Raw genomic sequence first — 19617 nt, 5'->3', positions numbered from 1 at the left:
TGCCGATTTCAACGCCTAGCCTTGACGAAACTCAAGGAGGAGAAAATGAGAGCAGAGGATTTCCGCGCCGACAGGGCGCGGCCCTTCACCGGCGCCGAATATCTGGAAAGCCTGCGCGACGGCCGCGAAGTCTATATCAATGGCGAGCGCGTCCACGACGTCACCAGCCATCCGGCGATGCGCAATTCCGCCCGGTCGCTCGCAAGGCTCTATGACGCGCTGCACGACCCGGCGAAGAAGGATATCCTGACGTCACCGACCGACACGGGCTCGGGCGGCTACACCCACAAATACTTCCGCGTCGCCCGCTCCTCCTCCGATCTTGCGGCACAGCAAGGCGCGATCGCCGAGTGGGCACGCATGTCCTATGGCTGGATGGGCCGCACCGCCGACTACAAGGCGGCGCTGATGAACACGCTGGGCGCCAATGCCAACTGGTACGGGCCGTTCAAGGACAATGCGCTCGCGTGGCACCGACGCGCCCAGGAAGCCGCCCTCTTCATGAACCATGCGATCGTCAATCCGCCGATCGATCGCCACAAGCCGGCGGATGCGGTGAAGGACGTGTTCGTCCACATCACCAAGGAAACGGATGCCGGCATCTACGTCTCCGGCGCCAAGGTGGTCGCAACCTCCTCTGCGCTGACGCACTACAATTTCCTCGCACAGAGCTCGGCGACGGCGACCGAGGATCCCTCGCTCTCCGTCATGTTCATCGTTCCGATGAACGCGCCGGGCATCAAGATGTTCTGCCGGGTCTCCTACGAGCAGACGGCCAACACGGTCGGCCATCCCTTCGACTATCCGCTGTCGTCGCGCTTCGACGAGAATGACGCGATCCTGGTGCTCGACAATGTCTTCGTGCCCTGGGAGGATGTTCTGGTGCTGCGCGACGCCGCCAAGATCCTCTCCTTCCACCCGGCCTCCGGCTTCATGCACGGCTACTGCTTCCAGGGCTGCACCCGCTTCGCGGTGAAACTCGACTTCCTCGCCGGCCTGCTTGCCAAGGCTTTGAGGGCGACCGGCGGCGACGCCTTCCGCGGCAACCAGGCGGCGCTCGGCGAGGTCATTGCCCTTCGACACATGTTCTGGAGCTTCTCCAACGCCATGGCGCATAACCCCATTCCCTGGGCCGACGGCGCGGTGCTGCCCAATCTCGAAGCTGCGCTTTCCTACCGCACCTTCATGTCGGAGGCCTATCCGCGCGTCGTCGAGACGATCCGCAGGGTCGTCGCCTCCGGCCTGATCTACCTGCCCTCCTCGGCGCGCGATTTCGGCAATCCCGAGATCGATCGTTATCTGGCGCAATATGTGCGCGGCTCCAACGATATGGGCCATATCGAGCGCATCAAGATCATGAAGCTGCTCTGGGACGCGACCGGCACCGAGTTTGGCGGGCGGCACGCGCTTTACGAACTCAACTATGCCGGTGCACCCGAAGAGGTGCGGCTGCAGGTGTTAAAGGGCGCCGAGCGCGGCGGGCGTCTGAAGGAGATGGAGGCGCTCGTCGATCAGTGCATGGCCGACTACGACGAGAACGGCTGGACCGGCAATACCTGGCTGCCGCCGCTCGACGACAACGCCACCCTTCGCAGCGCAGCCGAGTGAGGCCGGCCATGGAACCGCTCGTTTCGAAGACCGAGTTTCGCAATGCGATGGCGCGGGTCTGCGCGCCGGTCAACGTCATCACCACCAACGGACCCGCCGGACGCGGCGGGTTCACGGCCACCGCCATGTGCTCGGTAACCGACGAGCCGCCGACGCTGCTTGTCTGCATGAACCGGAACTCCACCCAATGCGGGCTGTTCATCGACAACAGGCGCTTTTGCGTCAACGTGCTCAGCCACGACCATCGGGATCTCGCCGGTCATTTCGCCGGCGCGACGCAGGACATGGCCGCGCGCTATGCCGCCACCGACTGGGTCGAGATGCAATCGGGCAGCTTCGCCGTCAAGGATGCGATCGTTTCGCTCGACTGCGAACTGGCCGAGGCGCGGCTCTTGGGTACGCACCATATCCTCATCGGCCGGGTCGTCGGCATCCGCTCGCGCAGCGATGGCAATGCGCTGCTCTACTTCGACCGCAACTATGTACACGTGCCGACGCAGCTCGGAAGTTTCGGCGGTTAAGCACGGACGCAGCGTCGCTGGTTCGGTACAAACACAGCATCTTTCGCCACAGAGCCGGCGCAATCCACATCCAGTTGCTGTTCAGCGCCTTTTGTTTTTTCCCTAAAACGCGTCTATTGCCGGGCGTGGAATGAGAAAGGAAAACGGAATGGTGGTTGCTGAGCCAGCCGGACGTCCGACGACGGACGCGAAAGGCAGGGAATTCGATCGCTTGGCCGCCCTTGGACATCTCGATATCCTCGACACGCCAAGGGATGAAGGCCTTGAACGGGTCGTACGGCTGATCAAACAGGTCTTCTCCATAGAGATCGGCATCGTCTCTTTGGTCGATGCACATCGCCAATGGTACAAGGCCTGCTCCGGCCTTTCGGCCGACGAGGTCCCGCGCAAAGAGACCTTCTGCCGATATGTCGTCGTCGCCGAGGAGCCTCTCGTCGTCCACGACGCCACGAAGGATGCACGCTTTTCGCAGCACCCGGCCGTGGCCGGTCCCGAACATGTTCGGTTCTACGCAGGCGTCCCGCTGAAGACGCGGGACGGGCATACAGTCGGGACCGTGTGCGCGATCGATCGCGCGCCACGACAGTTCACTGAGACGGATCTTGCGATCCTGATGGAGTTGGCGGGCGTGGCGATGGACCGGATCGATCTGCTCCGCTCGGCCGCGACGGATGGACTGACCGGGACGCTGACGCGGCGCGCCTTCCGCGAGGAAGCGGACAAGCTGATCTCGCTCGCGGTGCGGCACCAGCATGACCTGTCTTGCATCGTCCTCGATGTGGACCATTTCAAGCGGGTCAACGACACACACGGGCATGCGGCAGGAGACGAGGTCTTGAAGGCCGTTGCCTCCATCTGCCAGTCCAATCTGCGAGCAAGCGACCTCTTTGGGCGGCTCGGCGGCGAGGAATTTGCCGTCATGCTGCCGCATGTCGACGCGACAGGCGCGCTGACGGCGGCGGAAAAATTGCGGGCAGCGATCGCCGCCCAGACGATCCACGGTGAATTCGGCCAGCTCGCGGTGACTGCGAGCTTCGGCACCGCCGCCCTTTCGGCCAATAGCAGGGATAACGCGACCTTGCTCGCCCAGGCGGATGCGGCGATGTATCTCGCCAAGGCCGGAGGACGAAACCGCTGCGTCGAATGGAGCAGTCTCGAAGCCGGCTATCCGCTCGGTCCGCGCCAGCGCGTGCTGAAGGCCGGAACCATTCTCTTCGACGACAGGCATTCACGGATCGACTGCACCATCCGGTCGCTGGGCGCCGATGGCGCGGCGGTTACGGTCTCGAATTCCGCCGGCATACCACCGGAACTCGTCCTGGTGGTCGCCGGCGACGGTTTCGAAACTAAGTGCCAGGTCGTGGCACGGGACCGGCAGAACCTCGAACTCGCTTTCGGATAAGCCTGTTCGCCCGTAAGCAGAGATCACGACACATGATGAAGGGGCGCCGGTTGGGCGCCACTTCTCGCATCTTCGCGCGGGGTGCTATTCCGCGGCCGCTTCCAGGCCTTTCGGCGAAGGTGTCGCCTTGCCCTGGAACTTCCTGAACAGAAAGAAGTAGAGCTTGATGTACTGACCGACGAGAATGGCGTTCAGGATCGTGCCTTCGCGGATGAACTTGACCTCTGCGAGGAAGAGCAGACCGATACAGGCCGACAGAACCAGCAGCGTGCAGTCGAAGCCGGTCTTGATGTTGCCCCACTTCCAGCCGGTGCGCTTGAAGATGGTGTTGACGAACATGTCGATCGGCATCAGCACCAGATTGGCGCGGATCATCAGGAACAGGCCGAAGGCGAGCGCCGCATCGGCAAAGACCAGCAGCGCCACCCGCAGCGGATAGGCCTCGAGCTTGATGAACTCGGTGATCCCCAGGTTGAAGTCCAGGAAAACCGCGAGCACGAAAGCCGGGATCAGCGAGGCGAAGTTCTTGAGCTTGAAGTCCTTGGGCAGGACCAGATAGGTCAGGAACAGCATGATCAGTTCGAGCATGAAGTTGTAGGTGCCCTGGCTGAAGGGCGGATAGACCAGCGTCATGGTCCGCGTCAGGCTGCTCTGGGGTGAAATGCCGATGCCGGCGCGGATCGCCAGGCTGACACCGAAGGTCAGCACATAGATGCCGACGACATACATGATCCAGCGCCGCGTCAGGCTGCCGGTATCGACGATTTCGGCTTCCGCCGCATTGTGTGCCATTGTTTCCTCCCTCGAAACGAGGCGGAGCTCCTTACCCCGCCGGCCCATCGCCCCCTCAGCGATGCGCTTTTAAATCTTTCGGCATGTCCGCCCATTGTCGCGGAAGCACGCCACTTTCCAGGCAGACGGACGCCGAAACGCCCGTCTCCTTTTTCTGAATGGCTCTAGGCCATGAAGCGGAACCGGTGCAACGAGATGAACAGGCTGAGCAGCTTGTTGACCACCGGTTCGCCTTCGTTGCGGTTGCCAAGAGCTTCGAGCGCCGCATCGATCGCAGCGGCACTGGCCGTCAGTTGCTCGACGCTCATGTTCGCCATGACCCCGTAGATCTCCAGCGGCATGACGGCCTTTTCCACCCTGTCGTCGGTGACGATGCAGGCGCCGGCATGGGTATCGACCCGCTTGAGGCAATGGCACATCTCGGCGCTGTCCTGACCGACGACGACGAAATAGGGCTTCGGCGCCGGCCAAAAGGTCGCCACTGCGCCACGATCGACATGAACGCCCTTGAAAAGCCCGTTCACCACATGGCGTTTGCCGTCGGCATAGCGCTGGACGACCGACAGCCGGCTCATCTTCTTGCCCTCATGCTCGGCAACGACCTTGCCATCCTTCAGCGGAACCCAGATTTCCTGGTAGAATTTGGCGTGGCCGCGGCCGTAGACATCGAACAAATAGACCTTGGCCTGCGTGCCGTCTTCCGACACTTCCAGGGGCACGATGTCCAGTTGCTCCGGCGAGAGATCGGCGAGGCCGGAAACGCCGTCCTTGCACATGCCGGAATAGTCGATGTCGGCATTCTTCAGCAGCTTGCGGTCTTTTGCGACCAGTTCGCCATCCTTGAACACGTAGAGCGGATTGATCTTCGACAGGCTGTCGGTCAAGACGATATCGGCGAACCGTCCGGGCGTCAGCGAACCGATCTTGTCTTCCATGTGGAAAGAGCGCGCGGTGTTGTAGGTCGCCATCTTGATCGCGTGGATCGGGTTGATGCCCATTTCGGCCGAGAGCGAAATGATCCAGTCCATGTGGCCCATGGTGAGCAGTCGCTCGATCGAGATGTTGTCGGTGCAGAGCATGAAATTGTCGGTCGGCCATTTGCGGTCGACGATCGCGCGCAACAGCACCTTGATCACCTCGCTGCTGCCGACCCCGAACTTGATGTGCGTCGGGAAGCCGTAACGAATGCTCTTCTCGATATCCTTCTCGTTCCAGACGTCGTGATTGTTGGAGACGCCGATCGCCGGCAGGTAGTTGAGGATCATGTCGGAGAGCGCCGTGACGCCCCAGTGGCCGTTCATAAAGCCGCCCTTGGCGCGGACCCAGGCCGCCTTGCGGAAATCGTCGTCGTTGCCGGAACTGTAGGTGAAGTGCTCGAACTCCCCTAGGCCGATCACCGGTTCCAACTTGAGCACCGCTTCCGTCACCGATGCCGCCGTCTTCTTGCCCGGTGCGAAGGCATAGAGCCGATAGGGCAGCTGCTCGTAATCCCGGAAAAGGCTCTCGGCCGCTTCGATGCCTTCCTTGCCGGCGGCGCTGAGCAGATCCAGGCACTCGGCATAGATCGTCGTCGTGCCGCAGGGAACCATCGCCTCGGCGAGCGCCGTCGGGTGCGCGAGCTGGGATTCGAAATGGATATGCGCGTCGATCAGGCCGGGGATCGCATAGAGGCCCTTGCCGTCGAAGACTTGCTTGACCTTCAAGACGGTCTCGTCGGGGTTGAGCGCAACGATGCGCTTGTCGTAGACGAGAATGGACCCCTGGTAGACGGTCTCTCCATGAACATCGAGGATGTTCAGGTTCTTCAAAAGAAGATCCGCCTCCCGCTCGCCGTTCAGGATATCGAAGATGGCGCGCACCTTTTCGTAATGCGCGGCTTCAGTCTGGTTCACGAATAGTCCTCCACTTTCAGAGTCGTCGGCGCCTGCCCATAACCCGCCATATTCAGCGGGTGCAGTGCCGGCAGCGCGCCCCTCGCCAACCATAAGAAGTCATTGCACCGCTTCCGAAAAGCAGTATTTTCTGCTCGTACCGTTCGCTTTTCGAGAACGATTAAATGGGGAAGACCATGCTGCATTCACGCGTGCTGCGCTATATCGACGAGGTGGCGCGCTCAGGCTCGATCCGCGGGGCGAGCGAACGGCTGAACGTCGCTGCCTCGGCCATCAACAAGCATGTGTTGCAGCTTGAGGAGGATATCGGCGAACCGCTGTTCGAGCGGCTGCCGCGCGGCCTCAGGCTGACGCCGGCCGGTGAAATCCTCGTCGCGCATGTGCGCCGGACCATGAAGGAATACAGCCAGGTCGAAGCCGAAATTCGCGATATCAAGACGCTGCAGAGCGGCGAGGTGATCATCGCCACAATGAACGGCCTTGCCGGCGGCATCGTGCCGAAGGTGGCTGCGATCTTCGGCGCACGCCATCCACGCCTCAAGATCACGATCCGGGTAATGTTCGCCCGCGAGATCGTTCAGGCGGTGGCCGGTGGCGAGGCCGACCTCGGCTTTGCCTTCAGTCTCCCGCCGACGCCGCAGGTCGAGACTCTCTGGAAGATGGACACCCGCCTCGGCGCGGTCGTTGCTCCGGAACACCCGCTCGCCGGCATGGAATCATTGCCGCTGGCCTATTGCCAGCTCTACCCGCTGATCTTTGCCGACAAGTCGATGCAGATCCATGGCATCGTCGCCGACGCCTTCGCTGAGGCCGGGCTGACAGTCGAGCCGAGCTATCTCACCAATTCCATCGAGGCGATGAAGTTCCTGGCCGCGGCCGGCGACGGCATCGCTTTCCTCAGCAAGTTCGACATTACCGAGGAACAGCGAAACGGCGTCCTGACATACCTGCAGATCCGTGACCGGACTTTTGCAAAGAACGTGCTTTCGCTGGTGCAGCGGGAAAGACGCGGCCACGGCCTGGCCGCCGCCATGTTTGCCGAAGAGATCATCCGGGCCTTGCGGGCGACGATGGAATAGCCGGCTTACCCGGCCCAACGCCGATACGGTTTGTCGTCCCGGGGGTCAGAGCTGAATCCAGGCGGTCTTCAGATCGATGTATTTGTCGAGCGCGTGCAGCGACTTGTCGTGACCATTGCCGGACTGCCTGACGCCACCGAGCGGCACTGTGTTGTCGGCGCCGCCATAGGTATTGACGTGCACCACGCCGGCGCGGATGCCGCGCACCATGCGGTGCGCGCGTGACAGGTTCGCAGTCCAGACGGCCGACGCCAGACCGTAGTCGGTCGCGTTGGCGATCCGGAGTGCGTCGACCTCGTCATTAAACGGTATGACCGCAAGCACGGGGCCGAAGACCTCCTCCTTCGCCAGCTTCATATCCGGCTGAACGTCGAAGACAGTCGGCTGCATGTAGGAGCCACCGGTTTCTTCGAGGATGCGCTTGCCGCCGGAGCGCAGCCTTGCACCTTCAGCCTCGGCCTCTCTGACGAAATCGAGGTTCTTCTTGAGTTGAACCTCGCTCGAAATCGCACCGGCCTCGGTCGCAAGACGCAGCGGGTCGCCGACCTTCACGGATCCTGCGATCGCTGCCACCTTCTCGGCGAAGGCTTCGTGAATGGAGCGCTCGACAAGCAGCCGCGAACCGGCAACGCAGACCTGGCCGGAGTTGCGGAAGATGCCATAGGCGGAAATGCGCGCGGCCTGGTCGAGGTCGGGTGCGTCGGCAAAGACGACGTTCGGCGACTTGCCGCCGAGTTCGAGATAGACGCGCTTCAGGTTCGAGCGCGCGGAATATTCGAGCAGCCGACGACCGACGCCGCCGGATCCGGTAAAGGCGAGAACGTCGATATCGCCATGAAGGCCGATCGCCTCGCCCGTGGTCGCGCCGCGACCGGTCACGACATTCAAGACACCCTCTGGCAGACCGGCCTCGGCGCAGATCTCAGCGAGCCTGAGCAGGCTGAGCGAGGCGCCCTCGGCCGGTTTCAGCACCACGGAATTGCCGGCGGCAAGCGCCGGCGCGATCTTCCAGGCGCCGATCATCAGCGGAAAATTCCAGGGAACGATCGCGGCGACCACGCCAATCGGTTCGCGGTGCACGAGACCGAGAATATTGTCGGCCGTCGGAGCGATCTCGCCATAGACCTTGTCGAGCGCCTCGGCATAGTAGCGGAAGGTGCCGGCGGCGCTGCCGGGCTCGGCCTTCAGCGCCATAGAGATTTCCGTGCCATTGTCGCGTACGCCGAGAACGGCCAGCTCGAGTGCCTGCGCCTCGATGATCTCGGCAATGCGCGTGAGAACCTTTTTGCGCTGGGCCGGGGCAACCTTCGACCAGCTTCCCTTCTCGAAAGCGGCGCGGGCGGCCTGGACCGCGGCATCGACATCACCGGCTGCCGCGTCGGCGATCGTCGTCAGATGCCTGCCGTCGATCGGCGAGACGACATCGAGGCTTTGACCGGAGAGGCTCTCCTGCCAACGCCCCCCGATGAACAGTTTTTGGGCCGCAACGGGCAGGTTGCGCAATTGATCGATCTTGTCCTGCATCGTGTCCTGTCCCGTTTGGTTTGCAGGGATGGCGGCGGGCCGCCATCCCCAAAAGCGATATTCCCGAGAGATCAGATCTCCTGGCCGGCACCCAGGCGGGCGAACTCAATCGGATTGCCCGATTTCAGCGAGGCCGCCAGGAACAGCCCGATGACCCCAAAGATCACGACGAGCCCCGGCAAGAACACCGCGAGCATGCCGGTAGCGCCGGCGAGATCGCCGAAATTGGCCGCGATCGCGATGATGACGGCAACGAGGATCAGACCGGTGACGACGGGGATGACCTTGGTGACCAGCGGGTTCGTTTCAAGCCGAGGATTGCGGTTGAAGAAGGCGACGATCGCAAAGGCGGTAAAGGCCATCAGCGTCATGACCGCAAGCGTGCCGACGTTGGTCAGCCAGGAGAACAGCGCCAGCACCGGGTCCTGGCCCGTTGCCGCAAAGAGCGCGACGATTAGCACGGCAATAACCGTCTGGATCAGCGAGCCGACATGCGGGCTGTGGTAGACAGGATGTGTGACGCCGATCGAGGCGGGCAGCAGGCGCTCGCGGCCGGCGACGTAGAGATAGCGGGCGACACCGTTGTGGAACGCCAGCACGCCGGCAAAGAGGCTCGTGACGAAGAGCACGTTCATCAACGGCGGCAGCCAGCCGCCGGCATAGCGTTCGGCGAGGCCGAAGAGAAAAGTGGTCGGATCGGCAAGGCCCTGCAGTTCGGGCACCAGCTTGTCCGCGCCGGCGGCGTTCACCATCAGCCACGAGGTGAACATGTAGAAGATGCCGATGATCAGCACCGAGATATAGGTCGCACGCGGCACGGTCTTCTCCGGATCGCGGGCTTCCTCGCTGTAGATCGTCGTCGCTTCGAAACCGATGAAGGCGGCGAAGCAGAAGAGAATGCCGATCGACGGCGAACCGGAGAGGATCGCCGAGGGCGTGAACGAAACCGTCGTCAATCCGCCGTCGCCGCCCTTGGCGAGGATCGCGACGTCGATGACGAGCACGACCAGATATTCAAGGATGACGAGGACAGTCAGCACCTTGGCGGAGAGATCGACGCGGCGATAACCGAGAATGCCGACCGCAGCGATGCCGATAAAGGTCCAGACCCACCAGGGCAGGTCGAGCCCCAGGCCGGCGAAGAGCCCCGCGGTTGCCGCGCCGAAGAGGCCGAAGACGCCGATCTGCATGGCGTTATAGGCGAGGATCGCGATCATTGCAGCGGCACCGCCCATCAGCCCGCCGAGGCCCTGTGCCGTATAGGCATAGAAGGCGCCGGCATTGCGGATATGCCTCGCCATGGCGACATAGCCGACCGAGAACAGAAGCAGGATTGCGGTGACGATCAGGAAGGTGCCGGGAATGCCCGCACCGTTTCCGAGCATCATCGACAATGGAACGCCGCCGGCAACCGCGGTCAGCGGTGCAGCGGCGGAAACGACGAGAAAGGTGACGGCGCCGACGCCGAGGGCGTTCTTGCGCAATTGGTTCGCCCCGGTCACGGGCGCGGGTGAATTGGTCATGGTCTTGGCTCCCCTTGCTGGCGCGAACGCCTTTTCGCCTCCGGTCCTTCTCTCCGTCGGCGGCTCCCTGAAGCGGACTTGAGGCGCGGGGCTTGCTTTTTGTCTTTGCCGCGCAAGTCTTTCGGTTCATTATTTGAACCTTAGCTTCAAATATAGACTTGCAAATTGCATCTGGCCCTGTCAAGTTATTTCGCATGTTAAGTATCTCGACCCAGAACGACCGGGAGAGCGGGTCTACCGCTCCTTAGGAGGGAACAGGCAAGAGGACTGACGGGGCGCTCGACAACGGAGGAATGGATGAGCACCATCGGTAAGGCCTTGACTTTGCTCGACGCGATCTCGCGCCTTGAGAAAGAGGCGGGGTTGAGCGACATCGCCCGCCACTGCGGGCTCGACAAGGCGACGGCCAGGCGCTTTCTCGTCGAACTGGAAAAACACGGCTTCGTCGAGCAGGACGTGGAAACGCGCCGTTATCGGCTGGGCGGTGCACCGGTGCGGCTCGCCCGTATCCGCGAGGCGCGCTTTCCCTATCTGAGCGTGGCGACACCTTTTGCGCGGGAACTCGCAAGCCTTGCGGGCGAGACCGTCCACCTCTCCGAATACGCCGCCGGCCGCCTCTCGACCATTCATGTGGAAGACTCGCAGCGGGCGCATCGTGTCATCGTCGACGTCGGCAGCATCCTGCCCTTCCACGCGACCGCATCCGGGCTCGGCTTTCTCGCCTTCTGCCCGCAGAAGGAGATCGACGCGGCCCTGTCGGCGCCGCTCCAGGCCTTCACCGACCACACGCTGACGGATCCGGCCGCACTCCGCCAGACGCTCGGCGAGACGCTCCGGCGCGGCTACTCGATCTGCCATCACGGGCTTGAGACCGGCGTCGTCAGCGTCGCCGCCCCGATCCGTGCGCCCGGCACAACGCCGGTCGGCGCCATTGCCATCGCCGCACCTGCAACGCGTGCCGACAAGGAGACGGTGGAACAGATGGGGCGCGCCGCTATGGCTGCGGCAAGACGCATTTCCGAAAGACTTTTCGGGTTGGAGCAGGTTGCTGCCGATCCGCTGGCAAGGAGGGCCGGCTGATGAATGCAATGAACCGTCTCCCCAATATCCTGGTCGTGGGTACGGGAGACACCAAATGCGACGAACTCCAGTTCATGGCGTCCGTCATCCGCGAAGCCGGCGGCCTGCCCGTGATGATGGATGTCAGCATTCTCGGCGACCCGCCCTATCAGCCTGAATACTCGCGCCACGACATTGCCGAAGCAGCCGGCGTCTCGATCGCGGCCATCGCATCCAGCGGCGACGAACACAGCGCCATGGCGCTGATGGCAACAGGTGCCGCCGCCCTTACCCGTTCGCTCTACGAGGCCGGCCAGGCCGATGGCGTCATCATTCTCGGCGGCTCCATGGGCACCGATCTGGCGCTCGACGTCGCCGCGGCGCTACCACTCGGCGTGCCGAAATTCATCGTCTCGACGATTGCCTATTCGCACCTCTTGCCGCCCGAGCGCATCGCGCCTGATCTGATGATGATCCTCTGGGCTGGCGGGCTCTATGGTCTCAACGGCATCTGCCGCTCGGTGCTCTCCCAGGCCTGCGGCGCGGTCGTCGGTGCCGCGCGGTTCGGTACAACGCCGGATGGATCGCGGCCGCTGATCGGCATGACCTCGCTGGGATCGAGCTGCCTCAAATACATGAAATACCTGAAACCCGAACTCGAGCGCCGCGGCTATGACGTCGCCGTCTTCCATTCGACCGGCATGGGCGGGCGCGCTTTCGAGGCGATCGCGGCCGAGAAGGGTTTCACGGCCGTCTTCGACTTCTGCATCCAGGAGGTCAGCAACCACCATCACGGAACGGTCGTCACCTCAGGGCCGGACCGGCTTGAAAATGCCGGGCGAGCCGGCATCCCCCAGATCGTCGCGCCTGGCGCCGTCGACATGGTCGACCTGCCGGCCTGGCAGCCTGTTCCGCAAGCCTTCGCCGACCGCCCCTATCACGCCCACAACCGGCTGCTCGGCTCGGTCACCACGTCAGTCCAGGGGCGGCGCGAGATCGCTCGCGTCATCGGCGGCAAACTGGCCGGCACCGGCGCTGAGGTCGCCTTCATCCTGCCGCTTCGGGGCATCCAGGAATGGGACCAACCGGAGGAGCCGCTGCATGAGCCGGAAGCCCTCGACGCCTTCATCGACGAGATGCGCCGGTCCATCCCTTCAGGCGTCGCGCTGCATGAGGTCGACAGCCACATCAACGCCCCGGAATTCTCGAAAGCAGCACTTGCGATCTTCGACGACTGGGTGTCGCGCGGCATCGTGCCCGAGGGCCGGCCATGACGAAGAACATGACCGACAAGGCATTGATCCTCGACTTCGGCGGCGTCGTCACCCGAACGCTATTCGAGACCCACGATGTCACCGAGCGCGCACTTGGCCTTGCGCCGGGCACGCTCACGTGGCGCGGCCCCTTCGATCCGGCGACCGACCCGCTCTGGGCCGCCATGCAGCGGCGCGAGATCACCGAACGGGACTACTGGACGACACGCACGCGCGAGGTCGGACAGTTGCTCGACGAAGACTGGAGCGACATGAAGACCTTCGTGCAGCGGGCGCGCGGGGCCGAACCGGAGCTGGTGCTCAGGCCCGAGGCACGCGACGCGATCCTTGCCGCTCACAGGGCCGGTGTCCGCCTCGCGATCCTCTCCAACGAACTCGACCTCTTCTATGGCGTCGCGTTCCGCGAGCGTTTCCCGCTGATCGAACTCTTCGAGATTATCGTCGACGCCACCTACACCAACATCCTGAAGCCCGATCCGCGCGCTTATGAACTGGTGCTGAGCCAGCTCAGTTTGCCGCACGAAGCCTGCGTCTTCGTGGATGACCAGTTGAAGAACATCGAGGGTGCGCGGGCCGTCGGCCTGCCTCACGTCCATTTCGACGTCACCCGCCCCGCAGAAAGCTATGCCAGAGCGCTTCAGATGCTCGGCCTCGAACTGACAGGAGCATGAGCATGCGCGAAACCAACTTCCTCATCGAGAACAACGCCCGCCACCTCTGGCATCCGATGGCGCATCCGGCCGAGATGCAGGCGACGCCGCCGCGCATCATCAATGCCGGCGAAGGCGTCGAGATCGTCGACATTCACGGCAAGAAGGTGCTCGACGCGGTCGGCGGTCTCTGGAACGTCAATCTCGGCTATTCCTGTGAACCGGTGAAGGAGGCGATCCGCCGCCAGCTCGACGACCTGCCCTATTATTCGACCTTTCGCGGCACCACCAATTCGCCGCTGATCGAGCTTTCCTACGAGCTCGCTGAATGGTTCCGCGAGGACGGGCTGACGCGCTCGTTCTTCACCTCGGGAGGCTCGGATTCCGTCGAGACCTGCCTGCGGCTTGCCCGCCAATACCACAAGCTCAACGGCCAGCCGGAGCGCACGAAGTTCGTCGCCCTGAAGAAGGGTTATCACGGCACCCATTTCGGCGGCGCCTCGGTCAACGGCAATGCCAATTTCCGTCGCAACTACGAGCCGCTGCTGCCCGGCGTCTATCATCTGCCGGCGCCCTATACCTATCGCAACCCGTTCGACACGACCGACGGCGCTGTCATCGCCAAGTCGATCGCGCGACTCTTCGAGGACGAGATCGCCTTTCAGGGCGCCGACACCATCGCGGCGCTGATCATGGAGCCGGTGCTTGGCGCCGGCGGCGTGATCGTGCCGCACGAGACCTTCATGCCGCTGATGCGCGAGATCTGCGACCGCCACGGCATTCTGCTGATTGCCGACGAGGTGATCACCGCCTTCGGCCGCACCGGCGCCTGGACCGGCTCACGTCTCTGGGGCGTGAAGCCAGACTTCATGTCGACCGCGAAGGCGATCACCAATGGCTACTATCCCTTCGGCGCAGTGATGATCGCCGACAAGGTGGCCGAGGCTTTCGAAAGCAACAAGACGGCTGCCGGATCCATCGGCCATGGTTACACCTACTCCGGCCATCCGGTCGGTGCTGCGGCAGCGCTCGCAACGCTGAAGGAGACGCGCAAGCAGAACGTGGCGGCGAATGCCGGTGCCCGCGGCGAGGAACTCATCGCCGGTCTCGAAGCGCTGAAGGAGCGGCACGAACTGATCGGCGACGTGCGTGGCAAGGGTCTGATGTGCGCGCTCGAACTGGTCTCGGATCGCGAGAAGAAGACCGCTGCGGCGAAGGATGTGGTGCAGAAGGTCCAGGACGTGACCTATGACGCCGGCGTCATGGTGCGAACCTCGGGCGCCAATGTCATCCTCTCGCCGCCACTCGTCATCACCGCCGGCGATGTCGCCCGTATTCTGACGGCGCTGGACGCCGGCCTCACCGCCGCACGGGGATAAACCATGACAGGCAACGCGGATCTGATCGCGCGCCGCGAGCGGCTGCTCGGGCGCAACATGTCGCTGTTCTACGAGGAGCCGGTGCATCTGGTGCGGGGCGAAGGCGTCTGGCTCTTCGACGCCGATGGCCGCCGCTATCTCGACTGCTACAACAACGTGCCGCATGTCGGCCATTGCCATCCGCGGGTGACCGAGGCGATCGCCCGGCAGGCCTCAACCCTCAACACCCACACCCGCTATCTGCACGAAGGCATTCTCGACTATGTCGAGCGGCTGACCGCGACCTTCGACAAGAGCCTCGACGCGGCGATCCTCACCTGCACCGGCAGCGAGGCGAATGACGTGGCGCTGCGCATGGCTCAAGCCGTGACCGGCAAAACCGGGGTGATTGCCACCGACCACACCTATCACGGCAACACCGCGGCCGTGTCGCAGCTTTCGACCCGAATGCCGCCGGTCGGCGGCTTCGGCGGCCACGTGCGCCACGTGCCAGCACCCGACAGCTACCGACCGCTCGGCGGCGAGCCGGGTGACGCATTCGCTGCCGCCTTCACCGCCAAGGTCGAAGAAGCGATCGCCTCGCTTGAGCAGAGCCCGCACGGCTTCTCGGCGCTGATCATCGACCCCTTCTTCGCCAACGAAGGCTTTCCGGAATTGCCATCCGGCTTTCTCGACGGCGCCGTCGCCGCCGTCCGAAAGGCGGGCGGCCTTGTGATTGCCGATGAGGTCCAACCGGGCTTCGGTCGCACCGGCAGGCACATGTGGGGGCACCAGAAAGCCGGCATCCTTGCGGATATCGTCACGCTTGGAAAGCCCATGGGCAACGGTCACCCGATCGGCGGCGTGGTCGCGGGAAGCGAAACACTCAATGCCTTCCGCAAGGCGTTTCGTTACTTCAACACCTTCGGCGGCAACCCCGTATCCTGCGCTGCCGCCATGGCGGTGCTCGATGTGATCGAAAGTGAGAAGCTCATCGAGAACGCCGCTGCCGTGGGCGCTTACGCCAAGGCGGGTCTCGCGCGGCTTGCGGACAAACATGACGTGATCGGCGACGTCAGGGGCAGCGGCCTGTTCTTCGGTGCGGAACTCGTCACCGATCGCAGCGAGAAAACACCGGCGAGCGGTCTCGCGACAAAGGTGATCAACGGCATGCGAGAGCGAGGCGTGCTGATGGGCAAGCTTGGCGTCCACCAATGCACGACGAAAATCCGGCCGCCGATGCCGTTTACCCGCGAGAATGCCGACGTCATGCTGTCGACGCTCGACGACGTGCTCTCGGGTCTGTGAGCCGACGATGATCGCCGACCTGCCTCCGCAATTTCGCGCCGCGCTCGACAGGCGGGCCTGCCAGGCGCTCTCGCACTGGGGCGTCGCCGACCAACGGCCGGAACTGTTGAAGTATCGGGAAAACGCGGTGTTTCGCGTATGCCTCGCCGATGGTCGGTCGGCGGCGCTGCGGCTGCACCGCGCCGGCTGTCACGGCGAAGCGGCCCTTCGCTCGGAACTGCAATGGATGGCAGCACTCGTCGATAGCGGTCTCGCGCTGCCGCGGCCGATCGCAACGGCGGACGGATGCCTGCTTGTTGCCCTGCCGGAAGATGAAGCGTTTGCCGCGCAGCACGCCGATATCATCGGCTGGATGGACGGACAGACGCTCGGCGAAAGCGGAAAGCCGCTGTCCCACACACCCGAAAAGCTCGGCGCGATCTTCTCGGCACTCGGCGCCACCATGGCCGAGATGCACAATCTCGCCGACCGCTGGACGTCGCCGGAGGGATTCTGGCGCCCCGCCTGGGATGCGGAAGGACTGCTCGGCGAGCGGCCGCTCTGGGGACGGTTCTGGGACTGCGACGGCTTGTCTTCGGCGCAGACAAGAGCACTTTCGGCGTTGCGCCATGATCTCCGGCGGCGCCTGGCAACGATGCCGACTCCGGCGCAGGATTTTGGGCTGATCCATGCCGATCTCGTTCGGGAGAACGTGCTCGTTGCCGAGAACGGCGTGACCGTCATCGATTTCGACGATGCCGGCTACGGCTTTCGCCTCTTCGACATCGCGACCGCACTCCTGAAAAACCGGCGCGAGCCGGCATATGAGACGATCGAGGCTGTGCTGATCTCAGGCTATCGAAGCCGCCGCGCCCTGCCGGACGAAGCGTTTTCCTGCCTGCCGCTGTTCCTCGTGCTTCGCAGCCTCACCTATATCGGCTGGTTTGCCTCGCGGCCGGAGTTGCCCGCGGCGCGCGACCGCGTCCTGCGATATGCCGACGAGACGCTGGCGCTTGCGGAAGAACTGGGGGTTCGATGATCAGGGCGCCGTCGAAGCACTCAGTCGTTGAGACTGGCGAGTTCGTCCAGCATATCGAGCAGGACTTCGACGCGCTCGTGGCCGTAGCGAGCTTCGAGCTCCTCGTAGATCGCGCGGCTTTCCGGGCTGACGTCGGCGATCACCCGCATGCCCTCGGGCGCGATCTCGAGCAGAACGCGCCGGCCGTCGTCGGCGTCCTTATGCTTGGTGATCAGGCCGCGCTCCTCGAGCGAGCGGATGATGCGCGTCAGGCTTGGCGCCAGGATGAAGGCCTTGTCGGCCATCTCGGACGCATCGACCCGGCCGGCTTCGGCGAGAATGCGGATCACCCGCCATTGTTGCTCGGTAATATCGTGACGCGCCAGCATCGGTCGAAAATGCGCCATGACGGCTTCGCGTGCGCGCAGAAGCGCGATCGGCAGCGAACGGCGCGTGTTGTGCGGCAAAAGGGCGTCGTGGCCCAGGTCGGTGGGAGGCTTTTCGCGGCTCATAGGCGTTCTATCGGACATTTTCTTTCGTTCTGCAATCGGCAGTCGCAGCTGCGGGAAACGGGCTGCTTGACACCGTCGGCAATTTCATTAACGTGTTAAATATATGAGAGCGCATCGGGAGGAAAGATGCCGCATCTGACAATCGAATATTCCGGTAACCTCGACACTCGCGTCGACTTTGCCAAGCTGTGCCGCACGGTGCACGCGACCATCCTCGGCACCGGCCTCTTCGAGCTTGGCGCCATCAGGGTGCGCACGATCCAGAGCCGCGACTATGCGATCGCCGACCTCCTGCCGGAAAACGGCTTCATCGACCTGTCCTTCCGCATCGGCCGCGGCCGCACGGAAGCGGAGAAGAAGGCGACCGGCGACGCGATTTTCAAGGCCGTCAGCGAAGAACTCTCGACGCTCTTCTCGACGCCGCATTTCGCCCTCAGCCTGGAGATCCGCGAGATCGATCCGGAGCTGAGCTGGAAGAAGAACGCCATTCACCCCAGGCTGCGCGCCTCCAACGGCTGAGCGCGGCCCTCCCACAAAAACACAGCAGTGCGCGGCGAAGTCTGCGCCAGCATCGGAGACCATCATGTCCAAGCTCGCCGAAAACCTCGCCAAGGCGGAACGCTATCTTGCCCGCTTCAGACGCGAAGGCGTGCTCAACTACATCAACGGTGAAGCCCTTCCCTCGCTTGATGGCGAGACTTTCGAGACCATCTCGCCCATCGACCTGAAACCGCTGGCGAAGATCGCGCGCGGCAAGGCAGCCGATATCGACCGCGCCGCCAAGGCCGCGAAAGCAGCCTTCGCCGAATGGGCGTCCATGCCCGGCGATACGCGCAAGAAGCTCCTGCATAAAATTGCCGATGCGATCGTCGCGCGCTCCGAGGAGATCGCCTTCGTCGAGTGCGTGGATACCGGACAATCGCTGAAGTTCATGGCCAAGGCGGCGCTGCGCGGTGCGGAAAACTTCCGCTTCTTTGCCGACCGGGCGCCGGAGGCACGCGACGGCAAGATGCTGCGCGGCGGCAACCAGATCAACATGACGACGCGCGTGCCGATCGGCCCAGTCGGCATCATCACGCCCTGGAACACGCCCTTCATGCTGTCGACCTGGAAGATCGCCCCGGCGCTCGCCGCCGGCTGCACGGTCGTCCACAAGCCGGCGGAGTTCTCGCCGCTGACCGCACGGCTGCTGGTGGAGATCGCCGAGGAGGCCGGGCTGCCGAAAGGTGTCTGGAACCTGGTCAACGGTTTCGGCGAAGACGCCGGCCGGGCGCTGACCGAGCACCCCGATATCAAGGCGATCGGCTTCGTCGGTGAAAGCCGCACCGGCTCGATGATCATGAAGCAGGGTGCCGAGACACTGAAGCGCGTCCATTTCGAACTCGGCGGCAAGAACCCGGTGATCGTCTTTGCCGATGCCGATCTCGAACGCGCGGCCGACGCCGCCGTCTTCATGATCTATTCGCTGAACGGCGAACGCTGCACCTCGTCCTCGCGCCTTTTGGTCGAAGACAGCATCTATGACCGGTTCACCGCGCTCGTCGCCGAGAAGGCCAAGCGCATCAAGGTCGGTCATCCGCTTGACCCCGAGACCGTCGTCGGCCCGCTCATTCACCCCGTGCATGAGAAGAAGGTGCTCGACTATATCCGAATCGGCCGCGAGGAGGGTGCAACCATTGCTGCCGGCGGCGAGAAATTCGACGGTCCGGGCGGTGGCTGCTATGTGACCCCGACGCTCTTTACCGGCGCCAATAACGGCATGCGCATTGCCCAGGAAGAAATCTTCGGGCCGGTGCTGACGGCGATCCCGTTCAAGGACGAGGCGGAGGCGCTGGCGCTTGCCAACGACACGCAATACGGCCTGACCGGCTATCTCTGGACCTCCGACGTCACCCGCGCGTTCCGCTTCACCGATCATCTGGAGGCCGGGATGATCTGGGTGAACTCGGAGAATGTGCGCCACCTGCCGACGCCGTTCGGCGGCGTCAAGAGCTCGGGCATTGGCCGCGACGGCGGCGACTGGTCGTTCGATTTTTACATGGAAACCAAGAACATCGCCTTTGCCAGCTCGGCGCATGCGATCGCCAAGCTCGGCGGCTGAGCGCGCTGGCAAAAAAA

General features: G+C 63.5%; 17 protein-coding genes. 12 read left to right on the top strand and 5 right to left on the bottom strand.

The window, feature by feature from the left end; genetic code table 11:
- Positions 1–45: 45 nt before the first annotated feature.
- The 3 genes from ASD63_RS11665 (at position 46) to ASD63_RS11655 (ending at position 3531) form a co-directional block, all read left to right on the top strand.
- On the top strand, positions 46–1608 hold the full coding sequence (locus ASD63_RS11665) for a 4-hydroxyphenylacetate 3-hydroxylase N-terminal domain-containing protein (protein ID WP_034787827.1): 1563 nt from the start codon (positions 46–48) through the stop codon (positions 1606–1608).
- A gap of 8 nt (positions 1609–1616) precedes the next feature.
- On the top strand, positions 1617–2129 hold the full coding sequence (locus tag ASD63_RS11660) for a flavin reductase (RefSeq protein ID WP_034787824.1): 513 nt from the start codon (positions 1617–1619) through the stop codon (positions 2127–2129).
- Positions 2130–2277: 148 nt separating this feature from the next.
- Positions 2278–3531, top strand: coding sequence for a sensor domain-containing diguanylate cyclase (locus ASD63_RS11655; RefSeq protein WP_060517822.1), 1254 nt, complete (start codon positions 2278–2280; stop codon positions 3529–3531).
- An 84-nt stretch (positions 3532–3615) separates the two neighbouring features.
- On the opposite strand, the gene ASD63_RS11650 is transcribed toward ASD63_RS11655, so the two are convergent.
- Positions 3616–4323: a DUF6198 family protein gene (locus ASD63_RS11650; protein WP_034787819.1), complete on the bottom strand. Its 708-nt coding sequence runs from the start codon at positions 4321–4323 to the stop codon at positions 3616–3618.
- A 164-nt stretch (positions 4324–4487) separates the two neighbouring features.
- The gene (locus tag ASD63_RS11645) at positions 4488–6215 is read right to left on the bottom strand and encodes an amidohydrolase family protein (RefSeq protein WP_034787816.1); all 1728 of its coding nucleotides are present in this window, start codon (positions 6213–6215) and stop codon (positions 4488–4490) included.
- Between the two features lie 176 nt (positions 6216–6391).
- On the opposite strand from ASD63_RS11645, the gene ASD63_RS11640 reads away from it, so the two are divergent.
- Entirely contained in the window at positions 6392–7294 is a 903-nt protein-coding gene (locus tag ASD63_RS11640; RefSeq protein ID WP_034787984.1) for a LysR family transcriptional regulator, read from the top strand.
- A 45-nt stretch (positions 7295–7339) separates the two neighbouring features.
- Here ASD63_RS11640 and ASD63_RS11635 read toward each other — a convergent pair whose 3' ends face one another.
- Together ASD63_RS11635 and ASD63_RS11630 are read right to left on the bottom strand one after the other, a co-directional pair.
- A complete protein-coding gene (locus tag ASD63_RS11635) occupies positions 7340–8818 on the bottom strand; it encodes an aldehyde dehydrogenase (protein WP_060529324.1) in 1479 nt (492 codons plus the stop codon).
- Positions 8819–8889: 71 nt separating this feature from the next.
- Complete coding sequence (locus ASD63_RS11630; protein ID WP_060529323.1) at positions 8890–10341, bottom strand: APC family permease; 1452 nt, start codon at positions 10339–10341, stop codon at positions 8890–8892.
- A gap of 297 nt (positions 10342–10638) precedes the next feature.
- Between ASD63_RS11630 and ASD63_RS11625 the strand changes: the two genes are divergently transcribed.
- From ASD63_RS11625 to ASD63_RS11600, 6 genes are read left to right on the top strand one after another with little or no spacing between them, the layout of a single operon-like run.
- On the top strand, positions 10639–11421 hold the full coding sequence (locus ASD63_RS11625; RefSeq protein ID WP_060517815.1) for an IclR family transcriptional regulator: 783 nt from the start codon (positions 10639–10641) through the stop codon (positions 11419–11421).
- A complete protein-coding gene (locus ASD63_RS11620; RefSeq protein ID WP_060529322.1) occupies positions 11421–12674 on the top strand; it encodes a Tm-1-like ATP-binding domain-containing protein in 1254 nt (417 codons plus the stop codon). The genes ASD63_RS11625 and ASD63_RS11620 overlap by 1 nt, the downstream gene beginning before the upstream one ends.
- 8 nt (positions 12675–12682) lie before the next feature.
- A complete protein-coding gene (locus tag ASD63_RS11615) occupies positions 12683–13345 on the top strand; it encodes an HAD-IA family hydrolase (protein WP_060529380.1) in 663 nt (220 codons plus the stop codon).
- A gap of 2 nt (positions 13346–13347) precedes the next feature.
- Positions 13348–14703 (top strand): aspartate aminotransferase family protein, encoded by a 1356-nt coding sequence (locus ASD63_RS11610; RefSeq protein ID WP_034787806.1) that lies wholly within the window; start codon positions 13348–13350, stop codon positions 14701–14703.
- Between the two features lie 3 nt (positions 14704–14706).
- On the top strand, positions 14707–15990 hold the full coding sequence (locus tag ASD63_RS11605; RefSeq protein WP_060529321.1) for an aminotransferase class III-fold pyridoxal phosphate-dependent enzyme: 1284 nt from the start codon (positions 14707–14709) through the stop codon (positions 15988–15990).
- A gap of 7 nt (positions 15991–15997) precedes the next feature.
- A complete protein-coding gene (locus tag ASD63_RS11600; RefSeq protein WP_060529320.1) occupies positions 15998–17008 on the top strand; it encodes a phosphotransferase in 1011 nt (336 codons plus the stop codon).
- A gap of 20 nt (positions 17009–17028) precedes the next feature.
- Here ASD63_RS11600 and hpaR read toward each other — a convergent pair whose 3' ends face one another.
- A complete protein-coding gene (hpaR, locus tag ASD63_RS11595; protein WP_090296574.1) occupies positions 17029–17499 on the bottom strand; it encodes a homoprotocatechuate degradation operon regulator HpaR in 471 nt (156 codons plus the stop codon).
- Between the two features lie 126 nt (positions 17500–17625).
- Between hpaR and ASD63_RS11590 the strand changes: the two genes are divergently transcribed.
- The gene (locus ASD63_RS11590; protein ID WP_034787798.1) at positions 17626–18018 is read left to right on the top strand and encodes a 5-carboxymethyl-2-hydroxymuconate Delta-isomerase; all 393 of its coding nucleotides are present in this window, start codon (positions 17626–17628) and stop codon (positions 18016–18018) included.
- A 64-nt stretch (positions 18019–18082) separates the two neighbouring features.
- Positions 18083–19600: a 5-carboxymethyl-2-hydroxymuconate semialdehyde dehydrogenase gene (gene hpaE / locus ASD63_RS11585; protein WP_060529319.1), complete on the top strand. Its 1518-nt coding sequence runs from the start codon at positions 18083–18085 to the stop codon at positions 19598–19600.
- The last annotated feature ends 17 nt before the right edge of the window (positions 19601–19617 follow it).

Source organism: Ensifer sp. Root558, from assembly GCF_001427045.1.
Taxonomy (GTDB): Bacteria; Pseudomonadota; Alphaproteobacteria; order Rhizobiales; family Rhizobiaceae; genus Ensifer; species Ensifer adhaerens.
Note: the sequence above shows the minus strand (reverse complement) of the source record. Positions and strands in the feature narration are given on the sequence as shown.